This is a genomic window from Agrococcus sp. ARC_14, assembly GCF_022436485.1.
Lineage (GTDB): Bacteria > Actinomycetota > Actinomycetes > Actinomycetales > Microbacteriaceae > Agrococcus.
Genome location: NZ_JAKUDO010000002.1, coordinates 242,280 through 265,845, shown reverse-complemented (window position 1 = coordinate 265,845; position 23,566 = coordinate 242,280). Strand labels below are relative to the sequence as shown.

Sequence of the window (23,566 nt, the reverse complement as noted above, 5' to 3'; positions counted from 1 at the left end):
GGAACCAAGGTACGGGCGCTCAGGTGAACACGCGATGGGGAGAGGTGCCCATGCCGCTCACTCTAGCGCCGGGGCCGACGCGGTCTCCTGTGTCGACACATCCGCCGCGTGCTCGCCGGGGTCGGATGCCTGCGGCTGCGGCTCCGGCACGGGTGCGGGCGGGCGGGCGGCGCTCTCGGGCACGATCGGCAGCTGCACCGTGACGGCACGGCCGTTCTGCACGAAGATGCCGCGGCCGACGGGGAAGTCGGCGCGCTTGACCTTGGGGAAGGGCACCTTGAAGACCGAGTCGCCGTCGTAGGCGTCGGGCTTGAGGATGATGCCCTTGCGGCCCGCCTTGAAGTCGCCGATGAAGCCGTAGCCGCCGGTGACCTGCGTGACGTCGGCGTCGCCGACCAGCAGATGGTCGCTGCGGTTGATCGCCTGGAAGAGGGCCTTGAGCGCGCGCTCGGCGTCGGAGTCGGCGAACTGCGGCACGTTCTCGATCACGATCATGATGCGACCGGGGATCGTCTCGTCGGCCACGATCTCGGTGAGCTCGGTCGCCAGCTCCTTCGCGGCATCCGGCTTCGTGACGCTGCGCACCCACGGGCGGAAGTCGTGCAGCACGGAGCGGCGGCCAGCGAAGTGGAAGAGCTTGACCTCCGGGTCGAAGCGCTCCATCGCGATGACGAGCGCCTTCAGCACGTTCGTCTTGCCTGCTCCCGGCGGGCCGGCGACGATGAACGTGCCGATCGGGTCGAAGTCGCGTGCGGCGAGGGTGTCCTCGGCGACACCGAGCACGGGGAAGTCGTCGACGCGATCCGGCAGCTGCTCGAGCGTGAGGCCGGTCGGCAGCGCCCCGATCTCCTCGACGTCGCGCGCGCCCTGCTCGCGCAGCGAGTCGGCGAGCTGCCCCATGAGCTTCGACTGCTGCGCGACGTTCGGCGTGCCACCGAGCACCGCCACCTGCATCTCGAGGCCGTCGACCACCGCGCGCCCGGGCGCGGACTGGTCGTTCAGCACGTCCTTCGGTGCGCCCACGAGCATGTAGCCCGACTCGTCAGAGAGGCGCAGCACGACGCGGCGCGAGATGTTCGACGAGACGGCGGTCGGCACGGCGCCGGAGCGGTCGGCCGTCGCGATCGCGTGGATGCCCAGCGGGCGGCCCTCGCCGAGGATGCGCATGAACACCTGGTAGAAGGGCGAGCGGGCGCTCGTCACCTCCCAGTCGGCCTTGAACTGCGGGAAGTTGTCGAGCAGCAGGAAGATGCGCGTCGCGTTCGGCTCGACGAGCTCGCGGTACTCCGTGAGGTTCGCCGCGTTCGCCTCGGAGAAGGCCTTGCCACGTCGGTCGAGCTCTCTGCCGAGCGAGCGCAGCAGCCGCTGGACGCGCTCCGCGTCGTCGCCGGAGATGATCGAGCCGACGTGCGGCAGCACCTCGAGCGACTTGAGCGCACCGGAGGCGAAGTCGAGGCCGTAGACCTCTGCCCTGCTGAGCTCCGGGCGCATGCCCGCCGCCGTGCCGATGGTCTTCAGCAGCGTCGACTTGCCGGAGCCGGAGGTGCCGTAGACGAGCATCGAGCCGTCGCGATCCGGGTGGAAGTACAGCGCGTCCTGCCGCTGCCGCTCCGGCACGTCGGCCTTGCCGAGCACGATCTTGCCGTCGCCGTCGAGCGGCAGGTCGCGCAGGTCGACGGTCGTCTCCAGGTCGTCGAGCCACGGCCGGCGCGGTGCGGGGATGTCTGCGCGCTTCGTGGCGTCGATGAGCGTCTTGACGATGCGCTTCTGGTCGTTGGGGCCCAGATCCTCGTCGTGCGAGTCGGACTCCGGTGCCGCCTCCGGCTCCCATCGCTGCACCGAGCCGAAGCGCAGCTCCGCCACCTTGACGTCGGCGACCTTCACCTCGTCGGTCGTCCAGCCGCCCGCGTAGGCCGACTGGAACGGGACAAGTCGACCGGGGCCGGTCTTGGCGATGCCGCGCCCCGGGATCGATGGCGGGAACGAGCCGGCGATGGGATCGTCGACGACGTCCTTCGAGTCCGACTCGTCGGCCATGCGCAGCGCGACGCGCAGGTTGGTGTTGGCACGCAGGTTGTCCTTGATGACGCCCGCGGGGCGCTGCGTCGCCATGATCAGGTGGATGCCGAGCGAGCGACCGCGCTGGGCGATGTCGACGACGCCGTCGACGAACTCGGGCACCTCGCCCGCGAGCGCCGCGAACTCGTCGATCACGAGCACGAGCGCGGGCGGCGTCTCGGGATCCTGACGCTTCTCGAGCTCGAGCAGGTCCTTCGCCTTCTTGCGGTTGAAGAGGTGCTCCCGGTGGTGCAGCTCTGCTCGCAGGCTCGTCAGCGCGCGGCGCACGAGGTGCGGGCTCAGGTCGGTCACGAGCCCGACGCAGTGCGGCAGCTCGACGCAGTCGGCGAAGGCGGAGCCGCCCTTGTAGTCGACGAACAGGAACGTCACGCGATCGGGGCTGTGCGCCGTCGCCATGCCGAGCACCCAGGCCTGCAGGAACTCCGACTTGCCGGCGCCGGTGGTGCCGCCGACGAGCGCGTGCGGGCCCTGCGTGCGCAGGTCGAGCGTCATGGCGTCGGTGGCGCCCTGGCCCATGATGGCGCGCAGGTTGCCAGACTTCTTCAGCCGCGGCTTCTCACCGCCGGAGCGGTCGAGGATCGTGTTGTTCTGCCGCCAGCGGTCGATGACCGCGTTGGGCTCATCGGCGATCTCCGAGCCGACGAGCGAGAGGAACATGACGCTGTCGGGGATGTCGGAGGAGTCGTTGATGACGATGCTCGCGTCGACGACGGGCGCGAGCCGCTTCGCGAACATCTGCATGTACTCGTTCGAGACGCCCTCGACGCGCACGTCCTCGTAGTCGTCGCCGGAGCGCACCGTGCCGACGCGCGCGTGCTCGAGGCCCGTCGTCACGTCGACGAAGCTGCGGCACACGGCCGGCAGCGACTCGACCGTCGGCGCGACGAAGACGCCGTAGACACCCACGGCCGCGCCCCGCTCCAGGATCTGCGTGAGGCGCGGGCGGTCGACGGGCGCGTCGTTGGTGACGATCAGCACGACGGAGGTCTGGATCGACTGCACCGTGTCCTTCGCCGCGCGCTCGACGTCGGAGCCGTAGTGCATCGGCGTCCAGTCGTCGTCGAAGGGCGTCTTGCGCTCCGGTGCCGTCGCCTTCGAGCGGCCCAGCACGAGCTCCTCGAGCGCGTTCAGCAGCACGGTGCCAGCGGTCGCCGAGTCGGCCAGCGGCATCTCCTTGAAGGGGCTCGTCTCGCTCGTGGTGTGGGGCAGCCACTTCATCCACTCGAGCTCGTCGGTCCACTCGCCGTCGCAGATCGCGACCGTCACGACCTCATTGGGCGCGTGCAGGCCGTAGAGCTGCACGGCCAGGCCGCGCAGGGCATCCGCCGTCAGCGACTTCGGGCCTGCGATGCCGATCGAGCCGACCGAGGAGAACGACTCGACGATCGGCACGTCGTCGACGTGCTTGTAGCGCTCGCGCAGCCGGTCGACCCGTTCGAGGTACTCGGGCAGGCCCTCCTGGCCCTCCTCCTCCTTGATGGTGTTGCGCGACTCGGCACGGCAGGTGCCCAGTCGTATCGACAGGAAGTTCCAGTGCTCCGGCCTGCGGGTCCAGAGCAGCGGCCCGAGCCGCATGGCATGCTCGAAGACCTCGGCGACCGGCGGCACCTCGAGGTTGCGGATGCGCTCCTCGTCGGGCTTCTCGCGGTAGAGCTTCTCCTCGAGCTCCTCGTACTTCTTCTCGAACAGCTGCACCTCGAACTTGCGCTTCTGGCCGTTCTGGGTCTTCTGGTTGATGAAGTTGCCCATCAGCATGAGCGGCGTCATGAAGGCGATCAGCAAGGAGCGCGCGCGACCGGTCATGGCGAACATCGCGCCGGCGAGGATGATCGGCGCGATCAGCATCGTCCAGGGGAAGAGCCGGTCGATCATCTCCTTCGGGATGCGCGGCCCGTCGAAGTCGGTGCCCGGGTAGCGGGCCTCCACGCGCGGCGAGCGATTGAACATGAGCGCCCCGCCGCGCTCGAGCACAGGGTCGGGTCCGGATGCGTCGAAGGCGCCCGCGAACGAGACCGACAGCTCGGTGTCACCGATCGTGAAGACCGTGCCGGGCACGACGCGCAGGCGCGACACGAGTCCGCCGTCGACGAGCACCCCGTTCGCAGAGTTGAGGTCGACGACCTCGATGTGCGTGCCGACCTCGATGCGCGCGTGACGCTTCGAGACCAGCTGGTCGGCCAGCACGATGTCGTTGCCGGCGTCGCGGCCGATCGAGGCATGGCCGCGGCCGAGCTGGAACTCCTGCCCGGCGAGCGGGCCACCGATCGCGCGCAGCACGGCGACGGCCTCGACCGCAGAGCCGGCAGGCCCGCCCTTGCGGGCGCCGGCCGCCCCGAGGTTCACGACCCGAGCGTGGAAGCCCGAGCCGATCGGCGCCTCGGTGATGAGCGCATCCGGCTGCAGCTCGACCAGCTGCTGCTCGGTGGGTGGCGCGACCGCGAGCGAGAGCGTGTCGCCCTCGACGAACGGGATCGACCGATCGGGATCTGCGAGCGCGATCTGGCGCGCGACGTCGTCGACGGTCGCGGTGGAGTCGGCGGTGATGACGACATCCGTCGCCTCGGCCGTCGGCCGGTGGAGCGTGAGCTTGACCTTCATCTGGCTTCCTGCCCCTCAGTCCTGGCTGTCTTCGGCGTCGCGCAGCGCGGGATCGTCCAACAGCGCCAGATCGCTGCGCGTCACGAGCTGCGACGAGACCGCGTACTCCACGAGCCTGGCACGACGGTTGCTCGCGAGCTTGCCGACCCCGCCCCGAAGGCCCTGCACGCCCATCCGGTCGAGCTTGTCGCAGACGTTGTCGAGCTTGCGGTTGAAGCGGCTCATCGTCCAGCCGAGCCGTTCGGCGGCCGAGCCGCTCGAGGGCAGCTCGCTGACACCGACCCCGTCGCGGCGCAGCATCGGCTCGGCGAGCGCCACGATCAGCAGCTTCTGCAGCTGCGTCAGCCCCACCGGCATGACGGTCGTCTCGCCGGAGGAGCGGCGGCGGTGCTCGGTCGACATGGCGAACGAGGCGTCGTCGGAGTGCAGGCCGATCTCGTACGTGGTGGGGCCGGCGGTGAAGACGATCGAGCATTCGGAGAACACGATCGGCAGCCGCGCGCCGGGCGAGAGCCACGACTGCACGGCGCCGCCGCCGCTCGAGATCGTCGCCGACAGGCGCGTGCCGAGGTTCGACAGCCACCACAGCCCGAGCTGGTTGCGCAGCTCGAGGAACTGCCGGTGGAGGTACTGGTTGTCGTCGACCGTCAGGTCTCCCTCGCGACCGATGACGAACGGCTTCGTCGGGTCGAGCGTGATCCACTCGCCGGCGAACTCCAGCTTCAGCTCAGGAACCTGCTCAGCCATTGACGCACCCCCGAGTGTCGTTCGACGACCTGCCGTCGTCGCGGACCAGTCGCACCAGGATGCACGACTCCCCATCGGAGTCTCGCTCGAGGGTCACCTCGGGCGTGGCGGTCTGCGCCGTGACGGGGTCGGCGTCGCTGCGCTCGTAGCGGTATTGGAAGCTGTCGCCCTCCTGCGGCTGCGCGTTGGTCCAGGTGAACTGCACCGTCTCGTCGACGACCGTGCCCTCGACGTTGATCGGGGCGCTCGGTCGCTGCGCCGCAGGGGGCGGAGCCACCGTCTGGCTCGGATCGGCCTGCGGCTGCGACCGGTTGCCCGCCGAGAGCGCGAGCCACACGATGCCGAAGCCGAGGAGCGCCACGAGGGCGCCGCCGACGATCGCGAACACCGTCTTCCGGCGCGATCGCGGCGGCGCCTGCTCCGCCTGCGCGACGGGCGCTGCGCCCTGCGGGGCCGCAGCCACCGGGGTCCTGCGGATCGTCGCATCCGAGACCGCGCCCTGCTGACCCGGCGGCGCGAACTGCGGTGCCTCGCCTGCGTGCGGGTCGATCGAGACGATGCCGCGGATGCGGGTCGCGCCGCCATCCTCTTCATCGACCACCTCGGCGTCGAGCGAGTCGTCGAGCACGTCGAGCGGCGTGACAGGCAGCGCCATCTCGGCCTCGACCTGCTGCAGCGCGCGACCGAATGCCACCGCGCTCTGGTGGCGGCGCGAGGGCTGCGGGTCCATCGCGGAGGCCAGCACCGCCTCGAGCCGCTGCGGCACATCGTGCCTGGCGAGCGGCGCGATGTCGCCGCGCTGGATGCGGTCGATGAGATCGACGCTCGTGTTGCTGCCGCCCGGCAGCTCGAACGGCGTCCTGCCGGCGAGCAGCGTGAACAGCGTCGCCGCGAGCGAGAAGACGTCGGATGCCGGGGTCGACCTGGGCGGTTCCAGGAACGCCTCTGGTGGCGACCACGGGATCGACATGCCGCTCGTGTCGTCGGCGCCGCCGGCGCTCGTCGCGATGCCGAAGTCGGTCAGCGCCGGCCGGTTGTATGCGGTGACGAGGATGTTGGCGGGCTTGATGTCGCGGTGCAGGATGTTGGCGCGGTGCGCGGTCTCGACAGCGCCCGCGATCTGCACGCCGAGCGAGAGCACCTCCGGCACCGAGAAGCGGTCGCGGCGGTAGCGCACGCCCAGGTTGGGCCGCGGGCAGTACTCCATCGCCAGGAAGGGGCGGCCGTCCGGCGCGACGGCGGCGCCGTAGATCGTCACGATCGACGGGTGCGTCGAGAGCTGGGCCATCACGTTGGCCTCGTGCCGGAAGTTCTCGATCAGCTCCCGGTTGACCGCATCCGGCAGCAGCACCTTGACCGCGACCTTCCGCGAGGGCAGCAGCTGCTGATAGAGGAACACGTCGGCGAAGCCGCCTGAGCCCAGCAGCGAGACGTAGTCATAGCCGGGCAGCTCCGGCGGTGCAGAAGGGGCGCGCTTGGGGCTCACGGTGCCGACTCGATCGTGAGCACGACTTCGTCGCCCAGGTCGAGGCGGTCGCCGAGCTGCAGGATGGTCGAGGCCTCGGGGCGCAGTCGCTGCGGGGCAGCGCCCTCGCGCAGCAGCAGCGTGCCGTTCGTCGAGCTGAGGTCGATCGCGACGAGGTTCCAATCCTCGACCCGCAGCTCGAGATGGCTGCGCGAGATGTCCTCACCGGGGCTCTCGACCGTGACGAGTCGTGGCACGCGGCCGTCCTCGACGCGACGCGAGCGCGGTCGACGGCCGATGATCACTCCCCTGCCGAGCGGGATGCGCTCACCGGAGGTCAGCACGGCGACGGCCACCTCCGGGCGGCGACGCTGCGCGGCGGAGCCCTCGTCGATGCGCGAGCCGCACTGCGTGCACTGCAGCGTGCCGGGCGCGTTGACGTGGCCGTTGGGGCAGATCGTCGAGAGCACGAGCGGCCCGGTCGCGGGCGCGGGCTCGCGATGCTGCTGCTGCTGCTCGCGCTCGGCCAGCAGCGCTCGCGCCTGGTCTGCTGTGACCGTCATGCCGTCGTGGTCGCCGAAGTCGCCGCCGGCCGGCGTCGTGGACGGATTGCCGACCGGTGCCGACGGGGCGGCGGATGCGGCGGGTGCGGACGCGGGCGCGGCGGGGTTGGGCGCTGCCGGCGTCAGCGCCGCGGCACGCGGGTGCTCGGAGGTCGGGGCGGATCCGAGCGCGGGCTCTGCCGCGGGGGCCGGCGCGCTCGCGATGCCGTGGAGGTCGACGGCGGGCTTGATGAAGCCGGGCACCGAGTCGATCAGGCCGCCGATCGGGTTGCCGGTGTCGGTCGGCGCCGCGGGCTCGGGGGTGGAGCTGGGCTCGGGCTCCATGACCGGCTCCGGCTCGGGCTCCGGCTCGACCTCGACGACTGGCTCCGGCACCGGCTCGGGGGTGGGCTCGACCTCGATGACTGGAGCCGGCTCCGGGTCCGGCTCCGCCAGCGGCTCCGGTTCGGGCGACGCCGGCGCCGCGACAGGCGCGACCGCGGCGACGGGCGCGACAGCGCGAGCCTCCGCAGCCCCTGCGGGTGGCAGCGTCTGGCCGAAGGCGCCGAAGCCCGATGCCGGATCACCGATCGACCCTCCGACGGGACGGTCCGCCGGTTCGTCGACTGAGGCATCCGCCGGCCTCGGCGCGACGCGGACGGCCGAGACGCGCACGACGCCGCCCTCGAGCGGCAGCGTGCCATCCGCGAGCGAGCCGAGTCCTCCTGCTGCGACCGACTGCTCGCCGCTGGTCTCATCGAGCGACCAGTCGGCGCCGTAGCGGTCCGGCAGCGCTGTCTCGCCCGCGCTCGCCGGCACGCCGTGGCGGCGCAGCAGCGCACGGCCGCCATCGAGGTCGACGAGGCCGATGAGCGCAGTGGGCTCCGACTCGAGCAGGGTGCGCAGCCCCTCGGCGGTGTCGATCAGCGCGATCGACGCGTGCAGCTCGACCGCCCGCGTGGCGGCGAGGTCGCGCTCGCAGACCAGCACCACGCGTCCAGCAGCGACGCACCAGGCCTCGCCCGGCGCGTATTCGACTCGTGCGCTGTGGGTCCGTGTGGTCATGGACGCACCTCCCTGGGGATCGTGTCGTCGAGCAGCTGCGCGTGGGTGTCGAACAGGTCCTCTTCGGAGAGGGCCACCGCATCCACGTCGACGACGACGACGGAGACGTTGTCGGGGGCGCCGGCGTCGAGCGCGCGGCGCATGAGCAGCGCTGCGGCTGCTGCGGGAGAGCTGACATCGCCGAGGATCTCGGCGATCTCGTGATCCTCGACCTCGCCGGAGAGCCCGTCGGAGCAGACCAGCAGCCGCTGTCCCCGCTCGGCGGGGCGCAGCCAGACGTCGGCCGGCTGCCGCTCCCCGGCTCCGAGGGCGCGGGTGATGACGTTGCGGTGCGGGTGGCGTCGGGCGTCGGCGCGGCGCAGCGCACCGGTCTCGACCATCTCCTGCACGACCGAGTGGTCGACGGTGACCTGCTGCAGGCTGCCCTGCTCGTACAGGTAGGTGCGAGAGTCGCCGATGTTGAGGATCAACCAGTGCGCGACACCATCGACGTCGACCAGCACCGTGCCGGAGAGCGTCGAGCCGCCGATCGGCTCGCCCTGTGACCGCTCGCGCATGGATGCGAACGCGCGCTCCACCGCATCCTCGACGCACTCGACGTCGGCGAGCGTGCGGCCCTTGAGGCTGCGGAAGGCCTCGACCGCGAGCGTGCTCGCGACGTCGCCGGAGGCGTGCCCGCCCATGCCGTCAGCGACGACGAACACCGGGAAGGAGGCGAAGACGGAATCCTCGTTGACGGTGCGGCGCATGCCCGGATGGGTCGCACCCGCCCATCGCAGCGAGATGGATGGATGGCTGAAGCGGAACTCGCCGACGGCGTTCACCATGCCGTTCCCCCGGGTTCGATGGTCATGGCGCGGTCGCCGAAGCGCACGACGTCGCCGACGGCGAGCGCGAAAGGCGCTCCCGGCGCGAGCGGATGCTCGACGCCGGCGCGCACGACGCTCGAGCCGTTGGTGGACGCGCGGTCGACGGCAGCGAACGGGGACGCGGTGATCAGCAGATGGGTCTTGGAGATCGAGCGCGTGTCGTCGCTGATCGGCAGCAGGTGCTCGACCACCTCACCGGCAGCGGGAGCGGGGTTGCGGCCGACGAGCGCCGCGCCCGAGATGGCGAAGCGGTCGCCGGTGTCGAAGGCGAGCGTCGCGATCGCCGGCCGGGCACCAGGACGGGCACGCGTGACGTCCAGATCGTCGTCGTCCGCGGCGGCGACCTCGACTCGCCGCACCGTGCTGTCGTCGATCTCGCTGTCGAAGTCGGGCTCGATGACCGTCTCGTCGTCGATCGGGCTCACGGGCATCGCCTGCTGGTGTGCGGCAGGCGGCTGTGCGGGCGCGGGTGCTCCGGGTGCGGATGACTGCACGGCCGCAGCGGCTGCGGGCGGCTGCGCCCAGCTCATGGGCGCCGCCGGGGCCTCGGCATGCGGCGGCTGGTACTGCTGCCGGGGCTCGGCGGCAGGCTGCGGCACGGAGCCATGCGCGCGACCCGGCACGCTGTCGACGATGCCGCTGATCGGGGAGGCAGGCGGCTGCGCGCTCGGCGCGCTGGGCGTGGGCTGCGCGTCCGATCGCACCTGGCCGCTCAGCTCGCCGGGGCGGTAGCCGCCCAGGCGCGCGCCACCGGCGGGCATGCCGGGGACGGTGTGCGTGGGCGCAGGCTCTGCGGCCGGCTGGCTCGCGAGCCCCACCTGCTGCTGGCCGGGCTGCTGGGGGCGGGCGGCTCCCACGACCCCGGAGCTCGTGCGGGCGCCGGGCCGATACGCCAGCCCTGCTCGATCTGCGGGTGTCGCGAGCGACGGCAGCGCCGACTTGGCCGCCTCGGGCTCGGCATTGACCGTCTTGCGCGCGATGCGCATCCGCTTCTCGTGGTACGGGTCGAGACCGGCTCTGATGTCGACGAACCAGGTGCCGCCGACCTTGTCGAGCCATCCTCGGCCGCGCTTCTCGCCATCGAGCAGCGGCGAGACGAAGAACAGCACCGGGCCGATGACGGGCACCAGGAAGCTCAGGTACATCACCAGCGCACGCAGCACCGCCTTGCCGAAGCCGGGCTTCGAGAGCGTCTTGACGTTCACCGAGCGGATGCCCATGAAGGCCTTGCCGATCGTCACGCCCTTGCGCGCGTGGAGCACGAGCTGCACGACGACGAACGCGAGGCTCAGCACGAACGAGACCGCTGTGGCGACGACCATCCAGACGAAGTTCGGGTGGCTGAGGAGCCCCGAGGGCGTGATGGCGCCGGTCGCGACCTTCAGGAGCGTCGGTGCCGCGAGGATCCAGTAGGGCAGCTGCAGGAAGGCGAAGATCCCGAACTCGATGATCGACGCTGCCGCCCTGCGGCCGAGCGGCGCGGGTCGCAGCCCGAGCGCCGCCGCGTAGGCGGGGTCGGGCCTGCCGTCCTCATCGAGCCCCTCGATGACCGTGCGGCTCTCCTCGATCTCCCAGATCATCGGCGCCTCCGCTCCTTCCTCCGCCGTGCGAACGATCGCAGCGACAACCTGCCGAGCAGGCGCTTCGTCGGCTTCGCCTCTGCACGCATGCCCTGCACGCTCCGCTCGACGTCGAGCCAGAACGCGTCGACATCCTCCCTGGCGGGCTCGCCAGGGCCGAAGACTCCCTCATCGACGAACTCGCCGATCTCGGTCGCTCTCGATCGAGGGTAGCGATCCTCGACCACCCCGGCGACCTCGCGCCGCGTGACGCCCGCGGGCACGGGCAGGCCGAGATCGACGGCGTGATCGACCACCTCGTGCCAGCCGCCCGAGAGCCGGTCGCTCTCGCGCTCCGACCGGTAGCGCCTTCGCCACCTCGCAGCCTTGATCGCGCCGACCACGATGAACGGCGCTGCCAGCAGCAGCAGGAGCAGCAGCACGGAGCCGCCGACCCACAGCCACACGACCCAGGAGGTGTCCTCGATCTCCTCGTCGTCCTCCTGGCCCTCGTCCGCGACGGTGTCCGGCGACATGTCGGCCGGCTCCTCCGGCGGCTGCGGGGGCTGCAGCACCTGCGGCTTGGGATCGGGCTCCGGCTCCGGCTCGGGCTGGATGTCGTCGTTGTCCTCCGGCGGCGTCGGGTCGAACTGCACCCATCCGTAGCCCTCGAACGGCACCTCCACCCAGGCGTGCATGTCGCCGCCGGTGAGCTCGACCGCGGCGCCGTCACCCGTGAAGCCGTCGTCGGGGTAGAGCCCCATCACGACGCGCGCCGGCACGTTGATGCGGTTGAGCGCGAGCGCGAAGGCGGTGGCGTACTGCTCGTCGTCACCGACCAGCACGTCGCGCTCGAACATCGCCTGGATGCGGGATGCGCCGTGGCCGGCGAGCGAGGGGATGGTGTCGTCCTCGAGCCCATGGCTGAAGCTGCCGTTCTGCATCAGCCGCTGCATGTTCTGGATGTTCTCGAGCTGGTTCTGGCCCTCGTTGCCCCACGTGGCCACCCACGCCTGCAGCAGGTCGGGCACGACAGCGGGATCCGGCACCTGCAGGTCGGTCACCCGCGCGCCCTCCAGCTCCTCCGGGTCGGGCTGCGCCGGCACGATCGCCTCGAGCTCGTAGGCATCGCCGCTGCCCAGGCCCTCCAGCGTGATGGCGGTGCCGGTCTGGCCGTTGTAGTGCAGCGAGCTCTGCAGCGCATCCTGGCGCGCGCCGTCGAAGCGCAGCGACTGGATGAAGCCGACATCGGGCACCCAGATGCCCGAGTAGTCCTGCACATCGACGCGCACCGTCGCGGGCGTGCCGGACTGCTGCACGAGCACCTCGTCACCGATGCGGGCGAACGACCCGGAGCCCGAGGACTGCTGCGAACCGGCGACCGCGAAGACGGTGCCGTCGTAGTAGTCGAAGGTCGCCAGGCGCAGGCGGGAGTCGTCCGGCATGCCGCTGACGGTCATCAGCGTGGCGTCCTCGAAGTTCTTGTGCCAGTTGCGGTAGCCGGCGAGCGGGCTCGGGTACTCGGCGAGCTCGATGGGTGGCTCGACGGTGTCCCGCAGCACCGCGCGGCTGGCGGGCTGCACGGGGATGCTGATGAGCCCTGCGACCAGCAGCGCCGCCGCGATCATGCCGACCGCGCCGCGGGTGCGCTGCCTGCGGGCGCGACTGCGGTGGCGGGTGTCGTTGGTGACCTCGACCTCGTCGTTGAGCCCCGTGCGCCACGACGCGCGGCGCCAGGCGCACCATGCGACGATCACGCCGGCGACCAGGATGCCCAGCGCCGCAGGCCAGAAGGCGATCTTGGTGCCGAAGCTGATGCCGACGAGCAGCGCGATGACGCCGGGGAGCATCGCGAACGGCGCCCCGCGGCGCAGGCGCAGCGCCAGCACCGTCGCGATCGTCGTGCACACCAGCAGCGTCAGGAACGGCACGACGAGCAGGCTCGGGAAGCCCTCCGCCGGCGGTTCGGCCGTGAGCAGGCCCTTCCACGAGAAGACGACGCCCAGCAGCAGCTCCTGCCACGCGTCGAGCGTGGGGATGATGCCGCCGATCGTCTTGCGCGGCACGGCCAGCGCCGGGCCGAACAGCACGAGCGCGAGCACGATGCCCGCGGCCGTCATGAGCCAGCCGCGCAGCGGGCGCAGCGAGGTGAGCACGCCCACGGCGATGCCCAGCAGGGTGCCGCCGAGGCCGGCGAAGAGGTAGGCGACGCCGCCGAACACCGGGCCGAAGGAGAGCGTCGCTGCGAGGCCGACGACGAAGATCGCGGCGCAGTCGATGAGCGCCTGCTTCTGCGTGCGCGGCAGCATGGGCGTGTCGGTCACTGCAGCGCCACCCCTCGCATCACGCGCGGCAGATCGCTCACGCTGCCGATGGTGGCGAGCGCGGTGTCGCCGATCGGCTGCAGCCTGGTCTTGGCGTCCTTCACGACGGTGAAGACGATCACCCGCGCCTGCGCCGGCAGGAGCGTGCGTGCGCGGCGAACCAGGGCGGGCTCGACGTTCGCGCCGGCGTGGAGCATGATCACGGATGCGCCGCCGTGCTGCTGCGCGATCGTGGCGGCGAGGTCGAGGAAGCGGTCATGTCGCGGCGACCACTCGACGCCCGAGAGCGCGTCGAGCAGGCGCTTGCCGGTCGAGGCGGGCAGGGTCTGCTTGGAGGTCTGCACCACGACATCCATCTCGTCGCGCACCGCCTGCAGGCCCAGCGAGCCGAGGATGGAGATCGCGGTCTCGAACTCGGCGGGGTCGGCGTAGTCGTCTGGCGAGGTCGACAGGCCGAGGGCGAGCACGCTGCGGCGGGTCTGCTCGAACTGGCGCACCATGAGCGTGCCGGTGCGCGCCGACGACTTCCAGTGGATGTAGCGGCGGTCATCGCCGGCGACGTAGTCGCGCAGCGCGTGGAAGGCGATGTCGCTGTTGGTCAGGTCGCGGGTCGTGATGCCCTCGAGGTCGCGGATGAGGCCGGGTGCGGTCTCGTCGAGCTGCACCGTCTTCGGATGCACGAAGAGCTCGACGGGGTCGGTCCACTTCACCTGTCGGCGGAGCAGGCCGACGGGGTCGCCGCGTACCGAGCGCACGGGGCCGACCTGCAGGATCGTGCGGCGGCTCGTGGGGATCGCGAAGACATCCTCGTGCACGTCGCCCGGCTTCATGCGCGGCAGGTGGAACGAGGCGAGCGCCTTGCCGACCGGCACCTCGATGGTGGCGGGCAGCAGCGGCTTCTGCGCAGCCGCGTGGATCTCGATGCGGCCGAGGGCGCGCTCCCCCACGACGACGCGCGTGTAGGCGAGGTCGAGCACGATGCGGTAGCGGTTGCGGCCGATGATGAAGCCGATGGCTGCGGCGAGCAGCAGCACGCCGACGATCCCGACGACGATGAGCTCCTTCCACCCCAGCAGGATCCCGGCGACGAGGGTGACGACCGTGCCGATCAGCACCGCCCAGCCGAAGCCCGTGATCGGCTCGACCGCCGGCCAGACGACCCGGCGCAGCCACCGCACGGCAGCCCTCGTCCAGGCGTTGACGACCGACTCCTCGCCGACCACCCGGTCGACGGCGCGCTGCAGCGGGGTGCGCTCGCGCTGCACCGTGCGCCGCAGCCGGGTGGTTCCGGATGCGGTGGTCGCCGTCGCCGGCGAGCCGGTGCCGGTGTCGGGGTCAGGGGCGGGAAGAGACGTCGCCCGCTCGGGCGCCGTCGTCATGCAGCGTTCTGCCGGTCCTGCGGCGCTGCCACGTCGGCGATGGCGCGGTCGATGATGCGGTCGCCGGTGACGCCGGAGAACTCGGCCTCCGGGTCGATCACGATGCGGTGCGCCCAGACGAACTGTGCCAGATGCTTGACGTCGTCGGGCAGCACGAAGGCGCGGCCCTTCGCCGCAGCCCACACCTTGACGGCACGCATGAGCGCCATGGCGCCGCGCACCGAGACGCCCAGGCGGGTGTCCTTCGACTCGCGCGTGTGCTCCGAGAGCTGCGCGACGTAGTCGAGCACGGCCTCGTCGACGTGCACGGTGGCGGCGAGGTCGATCATCTCGGCGATCGCACCGGTCGTGATGACAGGCTGCACGCCCGCGGAGGCGTTGCGGATCGAGGCGCCCGCGAGGATCCGCACAGTCTGCTCGCGACCCGGGTAGCCGATGGACGTCTTCATCAGGAAGCGGTCGAGCTGCGCCTCCGGCAGCCGGTACGTGCCGGCCTGCTCGATGGGGTTCTGCGTCGCGATCACCATGAACGGGCGGCCGACCTCGTAGGGGGTGCCGTCGACGGTGACGCGACCCTCCTCCATCACCTCGAGCAGCGCCGACTGCGTCTTCGGGCTCGCACGGTTGATCTCGTCGGCGAGCACGATCGAGGCGAAGATCGGGCCCTTGTGGAACTCGAAGGTCTGCGTCTTCTGGTCGTAGACCGTGACACCCGTGACGTCCGAGGGCAGCAGGTCGGGCGTGAACTGGATGCGGTGGTCCGTTCCCTGCACCGTGGCGGCCATCGACTTCGCCAGCTGCGTCTTGCCGGTGCCGGGCGCGTCCTCGAGCAGCAGGTGACCCTCCGAGAGCATCGCCGTGAAGGCGAGGCGGATGACGTCCTCCTTGCCGAGCACGACGGTGCCGACGTTGTCGACGAGTCGGGTGAACGTCTCGGCGAACCAGTTCGCCTGCTCACGGGTCATCGATGCGCTCATGGGCGTCCCTCTCGTTCGGTCAAGCTCTTGATCATGGCCAGTCCACCCGTCCGGTCTCCCAGCTCTTGCCGTTGGCCGAGAGCACCATCCAACCCTGACCGTCGTAGCCCGACATGCAGAAGGTGTAGACGTCTCGAGGCGTCGAGCCGTTCGTGCTCGGCGCAGTCCAGCCTCCGCTTTGGAACCGGCCGCTCGAGGTGGAGTAGCACTCGTACTGATACCGCTGCCCGGCGATCAGGTCTGTCCAGCCCAGCACGTAGTTGGTGCCGTTCTGCCCGTTGGGAGCCGTCACGTTCCCACCGCGGCTGAGGGTCAGGCTCGGCTCGGGCAGCGCGGGGATCCGACCCTGCGCACTCGCGGTCGTGCGTTGCGTCCCGTGGCCGGGGAGCGGGTTGTTGCCCGCCTGGAAGGCCGACGTGGTCACGCGCACCTCGATCGAGTGGGAGGACTCCGGCTCGCCGCTCACCGTCTGGGAGCCGTTCGCTTCGACGGTGCGCCATCCGCCGCCGTCGACGTTGATCTCGGTCGTGAGCGCACGGCCGTTGGCGCCGGGAGAGCTCCAACTGAAGGTGATCTGCCGCTGCGCAGTGCCCGCGACGCTCGCGCTCGGGTTGCCGATCGCGCCGAACGGTCGCACCTGGTTGCCTGCGTTCGTCCAGCCGGACGAATACGCAACGCCGTCGATCACCGCGACCGCACGCACCGAGAAGGTGTACGGGCCGCCGTTGTTGTTCATGCCGGTGTAGGTGCCGCCGGGGCCGAAGGACTGCGTGCCGGCGCCACCACCCTGCACCTCGAAGGTGATCTCGTTCGCTCGCAGGCCGTTCGTGCTGCCTGGCGTCCAGGTGACGGCCGAGTCGGTGTTCCCGTCTGTCGCCGAGACGGCGCGAGGAGCGTCGGGTGCCGTGAAGGTGCGCACCGGCGCAGACGGAGCGGATGCGGTGCTCGTGCCGGCGTCGTTCGTGGCAGTGACGGTGAAGGTGACATTCTCGCCCTCTGCCGGGAAGGTGAAGTTTGCCGTCGTGCCGGTCACGGTCGCAGCCCTGGCACCGTTCGAGGGCGTCACCGTGTAGCCCGTGATCGTCGCACCGTTGGGGTTCGGCGCCTGCCACGTGACCTGCACCTGCACCTCGCCAGGGATCGAGCGATCCGGCGTCGCACCGACGCCCTGCACTTGCGTGGGCGGACCGGCGGGGATGACCTCTCGCGAGTAGGCGGAGTAGTCGCTCGGCTCGGGCGCGAGGTTCACGGCCTGGATGCGGAAGGAATAGGACGTGCCGTTCGTCAGTCCCGTCCAGGTGTAGTTGAGGCCCTGCACCTGCTGCTGCACTGCGCCGTTCGGAGCGGGCGGCGAGATCTCGACGATGTAGTGCTGGATGGGCGAGCCGTTGTTGACGGGCTCCTCCCACGTCAGCGAGAGCTGGGTGTCACCGCGCTCCACTTGCGGCGGCGCCGGCTGATCGGGCCGCACGTCGGGCCGCGCCTCGCGCGAAGCGGCCGAGGGGTCGGAGTCGCCGACCTCGTTCTGCGCCAGCACCTGGAAGGTGTAGGTGACGTTGTTGGTGAGGCCCTCGATGACGCAGGTGGTCGAGCCGCACGCCTGCGAGACCGAGCCGTCGGCCGATCGCACGACATAGCCGGTGATCGGCGCGCCGTTCGACGCGGGCGGTGCCCACGTGAGCGTCACCTGCGAGTCGGCGACGGCGTCGACGTTGGGCCTCGGCGGCGCATCGGGCCTGCCCTTGACGTTGAGGGTGAGCGTGCCGGTCACCTGGCGCTGCGTGAGCTCGGTGGCGTCCTGCACCGTGTAGCGCACGGTGAGCACGCCCGAGAAGTCACCGCCGGGCGTCACGGTCACCTCGCGGTCATTGTTCGAGACATCCCCCTGGCCGGCGACCAGCTCTGCCGACACGATGCGCAGCGGCAGGCCGTCGCGCTCGAAGGGGTTGAAGTCGTCCTGCACGACATCCTGCGTGAACGCGACGCCCTGCGTCGCCTCGCCCGTGTTGTCGCGCGCGATGGCCAGCGGGCGGTTCGTCGGCACGACCTCGACGAGCACGGTGCCCGGCGCCCGGTTGCCGTGCGGGTCGATCGCGACGATCTGGAAGGAGCCGGTGGAACCAGGCGGTGTGTCCACGGCCGCCGTCGCCGAGAAGACGGAGCCGTCGAGCGAGATCTCGACACCGTTCATCGAGCCGCCCGCGAACTCGTACGTCATCGCCTCGAGATCACCGGGGTCTGGGTCGGTCGTCGCGTCGCGCAGGTCGAACTGCGTTCCGTCCTCCCCGGCGACCGGCCGCAGCTCGGCGCCCGCGAACACCGGTGCGACGACGCTGGAGGGCGTCACGTCGATCGGGATCGTCAGCATGGCCGTGTTGCCGTCCTCCGGGCCCGTGCCATCGGTCACCTCGAACGTGATCGAGGCAGGACCGACGTAGCCCGCCGGGGAGCGGAACTGCAGCGTCTCGGCGTTCGCGATGAGCCCGGTGTCGTCGTCGTTGACCGCGGTGACCGTGTCGCCGGAGGTGATGCGGGGTGCATTGCCGTTCGACGTGGAGACCCAGTCGCGCAGCGGCAGCTCCTGGAGGATGCCGGAAGGAATCTGGATCGGCTGCGTCTGCGCGAGGAACGGTGCGCGATCGCGCACGGGAGGCACGGCCACGAACGCCTCGGAGCTGAGCCCGTCGATGTCGGTCACGCGGTACGTGACGACCTGGAACTCCTCGCTCGGCACCACCTGGATGGCGTCGCCCGCCACCACGCCTGGGCCCGTCACGACCGAGAGCGTGAGCTCGCTGGGGTCGCCGTCCGGGTCGAGGTCGTTCTCGAGCACGGGCACGTCGAGCGGCACGGCGAGCTCGACGCCGTCGCGCGGCAGCGGGTCATCCCTGGCGATCGGTGCCAGCAGCGGCGCGTCCTCAGCCACGGTCACGACGACCGACCCCGTGGTCGACGCGCCACGCGCATCCGCCACCGTGTAGGTGAACTGGTAGTCGCCCGGCTCGGACGGCGAGCGGAGGTCGACCGTGCTGCGCTCGCCGTTGACCTCGGCCTCGGCGAGCTCGTCGGGCAGCTCGAGCCCGTCGGACTTCAGCGTCAGGGCATCCTGGTCCGGGTCGGAGTCGTTCTCGAGCACGGCGATCGCGACCGCGCGGTCGGGGCGCACGGTGACGAAGTCGACCTGGGCGAACGGCGTCTGGTTGACGTCGGCGGCCTGCGCGATGCCGATGATGACCGTCGCCGTGCCCTCCTCGCCCCAGCGGTCGCGCACGCGATAGGTGAACTCGACCGTGCCGGCGCTGTCGGGGAACGCCTGGAAGTCGAAGTAGTCGGGGCCGACCTCCGGCAGGATGCGCCCGCCCTCGGGGCCGGTGTCATAGCCGACGAGCTCGACGCCGTCGCCGTCGGGGTCGATGCCGTCGAGCGGGATCGGGATGCGCACGGTCGAGCCGGCGAGCACGCGCGAGGTCACGGTCTCGGGCGCGGGCGGCGCGTTCTGCTCCGCATCGCGCGGCACGATCGTCAGCGAGACGGTCGCCGAGTCGCGGTTGCCGAACTGGTCGGTGATCTCGTACGTGACCGTCGCGCGTGTGGGCGCGTCGACGAGCGCGTGCACGCGGAGCCTGCCCTCGGAGATGAAGGCGACGCCCTCCTCCTCGCTGGCGAAGCTCGTGTCGACGACGGACTCGACCAGCTCGAACGGCGTGCCGTCTGGCGAGAAGTCGTTGGCGAGCACGTTGATCGTCGCGTAGTCGCCCGCTCGCACGGTCGCGGTGTCATCGACCGCCTTCGGCGCGCGCGGCTGCGCGGGCGGCGCCACCGGGATGACCTCGACGGTGCCGGTCTCGGAGTAGCGACCGTTCGAGACCGTGTAGGTGAACTGGAACGGGGCATCGAGGCCGTTGTCCTGGATGCTGACGATGCGCCGATCGCGCAGCTCGACCGTGACCGGCGCGGCGTTCTCGATCGTGAACTGCTGCACGACCAGCACGCCACCGGCCGGGTCGACGTCGTTCGCCAGCAGGTCGACGATGGCGGAGCCCTGCTGCGGCAGCAGCGCGGTGTCGCGCACGGCGACGGGGCGCGCCTCCTCGTCGGGGGTGCGGATGTCGATGCGGATGCGGCCGACGCTCGGCAGCGGGCCATCGGCGATCATGTAGGTCAGGTAGTGCGTGCCCACCGGGCCCGAGATGATGCGCACCGTGCCGGCCGACGCATCCCACTCCATCTCGACGCCCTGCGCGGGCTCGACGGAGGCGAGCCGCAGCGGCCGGCCCGAGGGCGAGTAGTCGTTGAGCATCGGGCGGATGGTGGCCTCGCGCCCCTCGATCGTGCTCACGAAGTCGGCGTTGGCCAGCGGCGGCGCGTCGCCGCGCTCGCGCACGTCGACCTCGACCTCGGCGGAGGCCTCGCTGCGGCCGTCGGAGACGGTGACCGTCAGCGTCTGCACGCCCACGTCGCCCGTCGCGGTGTAGATGAGGCGGCCGGAGGGATCGGTCTGGATCGTGTCGCCGGAGTCGGTGGTCGCGCCCGTGAGGTACATGTCGTCGCCGTCGGGGTCGACCCAGTCGGCGAGCACCTGGTACTCGTACTCGCCGCCCTGCTCGATCGCGAAGGCCTGCGCGCGCAGCTGCTCGGGCGGCGAGTTGTCGGCGTCGCCGCGCACCTGGATGCGCACGCCGGCGGTGGCAGTGCCGGTGCGGCCGTCGTCGATCTCGTAGTTGAACGTGAAGCCGCCGGAGAATCCGTCTGGCAGCTCGAGCTGCAGCTCGGAGTCGTTGGAGACCGGCGCGATCGACACACCCTCTGGCAGATCGCCGACCACCCGTGCCGTGAGCACGTCGCCGTCAGCATCGCTGTCGTTCCAGAGCACCGGCAGGATCGTCGAACGGCCTGCGCGCGCGCCGAACTGGTCGTCGTTGGCGTCGGGCTCGGTGTTCTCCTCGTTGAGGGGAGGCGGCTGGTTCGTGAGCAGATCCTCGGTCGACTCCGAGTCGTCCTCGTCGTTCGTCTCGTCCGACTCCTCCGGCAGCAGGTCATCCCAGTTGTCGACCAGCACGAGCGTGTCTGAGAGCAGCCACGAGGAGCCCTCCTGGTACTGGTTGAGCACCACGGCGTCGCGGTTGATGCGGAACGTCGCGGGGCTGCCGTTCATCTCGGGCACCTGCTGCTCGCTGCGCTCCTGCCCATCGCAGTCGCGCACGAACTGCGCGCTGCCGGGCCAGACGGCATAGACGCAGCCGCCCAGCTGCACAGGGCGCACGGCCTCGCCGCCGCCCTGGCGATCCTCGATCTGCGCGGCTCCCCCGCCCAATGGCTGGTGGATGAGCTGCGTCGGCGTGCTCAGCACCACGTCGGCGGCATCGTCGCCCACGAGCTGCACCGCGGCGCCCTCCGGCACCTGCACGGCGCCGCCCGGCACCAGCAGCGTCGACGTCGCGGCCTCGAGCACGACCGCCTGGCTGCCGACCACCGTGACGAGCGGCTCCTGCATGCCGCGCAGCTCGCCGCGCTCACGCATGACCGGCTCGTCGAAGCCGCCCTCTTCCAGCTGCGGGATCGTGAGCTGCTGACCGTCCTGCGGCGAGACGGCATGCACGGTGCCATCGCGGCCGACCTCGATGGCCGCACCCTCGCCGAGCTCGGCGATCGGCTCGGTGTTCTCTGGCGAGAAGCCACCGATGTCGCCGAAGCTCATCACCCAGAGCATGCCGTCGGCCGGGTCGAGGATCGCGACCACTCCGCCGCCCATGGCGATGCGGCCCTGCACCGGCAGCTGCACGCTCGTGCCCATCACGACCTGCACGGGGTCGACGACGATGGCGGCGGATGCCTCCTGGTTGTGGAGCAGGACCTGGTCGCCATCCTGCAGCACGTCGAAGCTCGCGGTCGGCGAGGTGAGGCCGGCGTCGAGCTCCTCAGCCTGGATGTTGATGCGGCCGAGCTGCTGGCTGTCCTGCTTCGTGACCCAGACGCCGCCGTCGTTCAGCTCGACGTCAGTGGTGGTGAAGCCGTCGTACGTGAGGGCCAGGATGCCGAGCGCGACAGAGACCGCGGTGACGAGTCCACCCGCCACCGTCGATTTGCGATGGCGCCTGATCCACCGAAGCACCCCGGCCTCCCCATGTTTCTGGCGCCCCTCTCGCAGGAGTGCCTGCAGCCGCGGGGGTAGCCGGGCATATTGTGCCAGAACTCAGCGAACGGAAACCTGGACGTGAGGTTGGCGGGCTGATCAGCCCCGTGCGCGCTCGTACGCCGCGAGCCGCTCCGCGTTCTCGGCGTTGAAGTCGTCGAGCGCCTGACGGTTCCACTCGCGCGCCTTCCGGCCGCGGCGGGCGACGATGCCGCCCACCCAGATCGGAACCTCGCGGGCGATGATGAAGGAGACCACCGACAGCGGTGCGAGCAGCAGCTGGCCGAGCGACTGCGGGTCGATGCCCGGCAGCGCCGTGTAACCGGCCCAGCCACCCTGCTCCTCCATGAACGCGCCGCCGATGTGCGCGGCGTAGACGAGCAGCGCGACGATGAAGCCGCCCAGCACGTGCGCCCACCATCCCGCGCGGTTCACGAGCAGCGTGACGATCCAGTAGGCGAGGAAGAACACCACCACCGGCAGCAGGAACGAGGGCCGCAGCCACACCGTCTGCAGCGTCTCGGTGGCGTCGAAGGCGCGGTCGAAGAGATAGCCGACCGCGAAGTAGGCGGCGGCGAAGACGAGTCCGAAGATCAGCGTCGCGAGCAGCGCCACGGCGAAGCCCACGCCGCGTGCACCCTTGCGGCGAGGCGGCATCGGCTCCTCGACGAGCACGATGGGGGTGCCGCCACTGGCTGCGGCGCGCGCCGTCTCGTCGTCGACCGGGATCGACGAGGGCGGGACCTCGTCGCGAATGATGCCGAAGCGCTCGGTGCGCTGATCGGTGGGCTCCTGCGCGTCGAGCACACGGGTCTCAGCGTCGCCGTCCGTACCCTGCGCGTCCATGGCGCGGGTGGCCTGCTGGTCGCCGGCCGTCTGCGTGTCGAGCGCCTGCGTGGGCTCCGGCTCGACGAACTCGCGGTCCGAGCCCCTTGAGGACGCCGCAGCGCCGCCTGCAGCTGCCGCCGCAAGCCCGCCTGCTGCGATGCCCGCGCCTGCGCCTGCGCCCGTGTCTGCGCCTGTGCCTGCGTGTGCATCCGCGCCACTCGCCTCGTGGTCGGCCGACGCATCCGCCTGGTCGTCGTCGGAGCGACGCCGCAGACCGAAGGAGGGCCTGCGGGGCTCGACGAGAGCGGGCGGCTCCGTCGTGTCGCCGGCATCTGCCGCGTCAAGGGACGGGGTCGTGTCGCCGCGGTCGGCCGTGTCGGTCGCCGGGTGCTCCAACGAGCTGTCAGCGGCCTCGCCGTGCACCTCGTCGGCCGTCGCACGCGGCTCGTCGTCAGGATGCGCGGCCGAGTGCGAAGGGCCGCGCAGCGTCGACGGCGCGATCACGGTCGGCTCGATGGGACTGTCGCCCCCGCGGTCATCGGATGCGGCCTGCGCGTCGAGGACGGCGGTGTCGGTGTCGTCGGTGGCGCGGTGCGTGTCGAGCACGGCCGTGTCGGCCTCGTCGTCCGCTGCCGCAGCAGCGCTGCCCGTGTCGTCGCTGACCGCGTCGGTCGCCAGCGCGTTCTCGCCGTCGTGCTCGACGAGCGGCTGGTGTGCGTCGTGCTCCTCGACGGAGGTCGCGGCGACCTCAGCCTCGTCGGGTGCGACCTCTGCAGAGTCGAACTCGGCCTCGGCGGCGTCGGGTGCGATCTGCGGCTCGTCGGCGGTCTGCTCGTCCGTCGTGGGGGCGTCCGATGCCGGCGTGCTGCCGAAGAACCGCTCGCGCCACGAGGTGGGCTGCTCGTCGCTCATGGTCAAACCTCCTGAAGCGGCACGGTGCCGCGTCGTCGTCGGCTGATTCTAGGCACGCGAGGCGGTGTGTCGCCCGCGCCACCCCGACC

The 23,566-nt window shown here is 71.1% G+C and carries 11 protein-coding genes; all 11 read right to left on the bottom strand.

Annotated features, from left to right (window positions below):
• Positions 1 to 57 precede the first annotated feature (57 nt).
• Complete coding sequence (locus tag MKD51_RS14445) at positions 58 to 4,677, bottom strand: FtsK/SpoIIIE domain-containing protein (protein WP_240241186.1); 4,620 nt, start codon at positions 4,675 to 4,677, stop codon at positions 58 to 60.
• A gap of 15 nt (positions 4,678 to 4,692) precedes the next feature.
• The gene (locus MKD51_RS14440; protein WP_240241185.1) at positions 4,693 to 5,424 is read right to left on the bottom strand and encodes a hypothetical protein; all 732 of its coding nucleotides are present in this window, start codon (positions 5,422 to 5,424) and stop codon (positions 4,693 to 4,695) included.
• Positions 5,417 to 6,910 (bottom strand): protein kinase, encoded by a 1,494-nt coding sequence (locus tag MKD51_RS14435; protein ID WP_240241184.1) that lies wholly within the window; start codon positions 6,908 to 6,910, stop codon positions 5,417 to 5,419. The genes MKD51_RS14440 and MKD51_RS14435 overlap by 8 nt, the downstream gene beginning before the upstream one ends.
• Entirely contained in the window at positions 6,907 to 8,496 is a 1,590-nt protein-coding gene (locus MKD51_RS14430) for an FHA domain-containing protein (RefSeq protein ID WP_240241183.1), read from the bottom strand. The genes MKD51_RS14435 and MKD51_RS14430 overlap by 4 nt, the downstream gene beginning before the upstream one ends.
• Positions 8,493 to 9,323 (bottom strand): protein phosphatase 2C domain-containing protein, encoded by an 831-nt coding sequence (locus MKD51_RS14425; RefSeq protein ID WP_240241182.1) that lies wholly within the window; start codon positions 9,321 to 9,323, stop codon positions 8,493 to 8,495. The genes MKD51_RS14430 and MKD51_RS14425 overlap by 4 nt, the downstream gene beginning before the upstream one ends.
• Positions 9,317 to 10,945, bottom strand: coding sequence for an RDD family protein (locus tag MKD51_RS14420; protein ID WP_240241181.1), 1,629 nt, complete (start codon positions 10,943 to 10,945; stop codon positions 9,317 to 9,319). The genes MKD51_RS14425 and MKD51_RS14420 overlap by 7 nt, the downstream gene beginning before the upstream one ends.
• Positions 10,942 to 13,248, bottom strand: a complete 2,307-nt coding sequence (locus tag MKD51_RS14415) for a transglutaminase domain-containing protein (protein ID WP_240241180.1) — start codon at positions 13,246 to 13,248, stop codon at positions 10,942 to 10,944. The genes MKD51_RS14420 and MKD51_RS14415 overlap by 4 nt, the downstream gene beginning before the upstream one ends.
• On the bottom strand, positions 13,245 to 14,627 hold the full coding sequence (locus MKD51_RS14410) for a DUF58 domain-containing protein (protein WP_240241179.1): 1,383 nt from the start codon (positions 14,625 to 14,627) through the stop codon (positions 13,245 to 13,247). Before MKD51_RS14410 ends, MKD51_RS14415 begins: the two co-directional genes overlap by 4 nt.
• Positions 14,624 to 15,604 carry a MoxR family ATPase gene (locus tag MKD51_RS14405; protein WP_240241178.1) on the bottom strand — a complete coding sequence of 327 codons (981 nt, stop codon included), beginning with the start codon at positions 15,602 to 15,604 and terminating at the stop codon, positions 14,624 to 14,626. The genes MKD51_RS14410 and MKD51_RS14405 overlap by 4 nt, the downstream gene beginning before the upstream one ends.
• 31 nt (positions 15,605 to 15,635) lie before the next feature.
• The gene (locus tag MKD51_RS14400; RefSeq protein WP_240241177.1) at positions 15,636 to 21,680 is read right to left on the bottom strand and encodes an Ig-like domain-containing protein; all 6,045 of its coding nucleotides are present in this window, start codon (positions 21,678 to 21,680) and stop codon (positions 15,636 to 15,638) included.
• 156 nt (positions 21,681 to 21,836) lie between these two features.
• Positions 21,837 to 23,477 carry a DMT family transporter gene (locus tag MKD51_RS14395; protein ID WP_240241176.1) on the bottom strand — a complete coding sequence of 547 codons (1,641 nt, stop codon included), beginning with the start codon at positions 23,475 to 23,477 and terminating at the stop codon, positions 21,837 to 21,839.
• Positions 23,478 to 23,566 lie beyond the last annotated feature (89 nt).

Excerpts from the sequence above, each read along its gene's own strand:
- MKD51_RS14445 (WP_240241186.1), bottom strand. The coding sequence starts at position 4,677 with ATGAAGGTCAAGCTCACGCTCCACCGGCCGACGGCCGAGGCGACGGAT.
- MKD51_RS14440 (WP_240241185.1), bottom strand. The coding sequence starts at position 5,424 with ATGGCTGAGCAGGTTCCTGAGCTGAAGCTGGAGTTCGCCGGCGAGTGG.
- MKD51_RS14430 (WP_240241183.1), bottom strand. The coding sequence starts at position 8,496 with ATGACCACACGGACCCACAGCGCACGAGTCGAATACGCGCCGGGCGAG.
- MKD51_RS14425 (WP_240241182.1), bottom strand. The coding sequence starts at position 9,323 with ATGGTGAACGCCGTCGGCGAGTTCCGCTTCAGCCATCCATCCATCTCG.
- MKD51_RS14420 (WP_240241181.1), bottom strand. The coding sequence starts at position 10,945 with ATGATCTGGGAGATCGAGGAGAGCCGCACGGTCATCGAGGGGCTCGAT.
- MKD51_RS14410 (WP_240241179.1), bottom strand. The coding sequence starts at position 14,627 with ATGACGACGGCGCCCGAGCGGGCGACGTCTCTTCCCGCCCCTGACCCC.
- MKD51_RS14405 (WP_240241178.1), bottom strand. The coding sequence starts at position 15,604 with ATGAGCGCATCGATGACCCGTGAGCAGGCGAACTGGTTCGCCGAGACG.
- MKD51_RS14395 (WP_240241176.1), bottom strand. The coding sequence starts at position 23,477 with ATGAGCGACGAGCAGCCCACCTCGTGGCGCGAGCGGTTCTTCGGCAGC.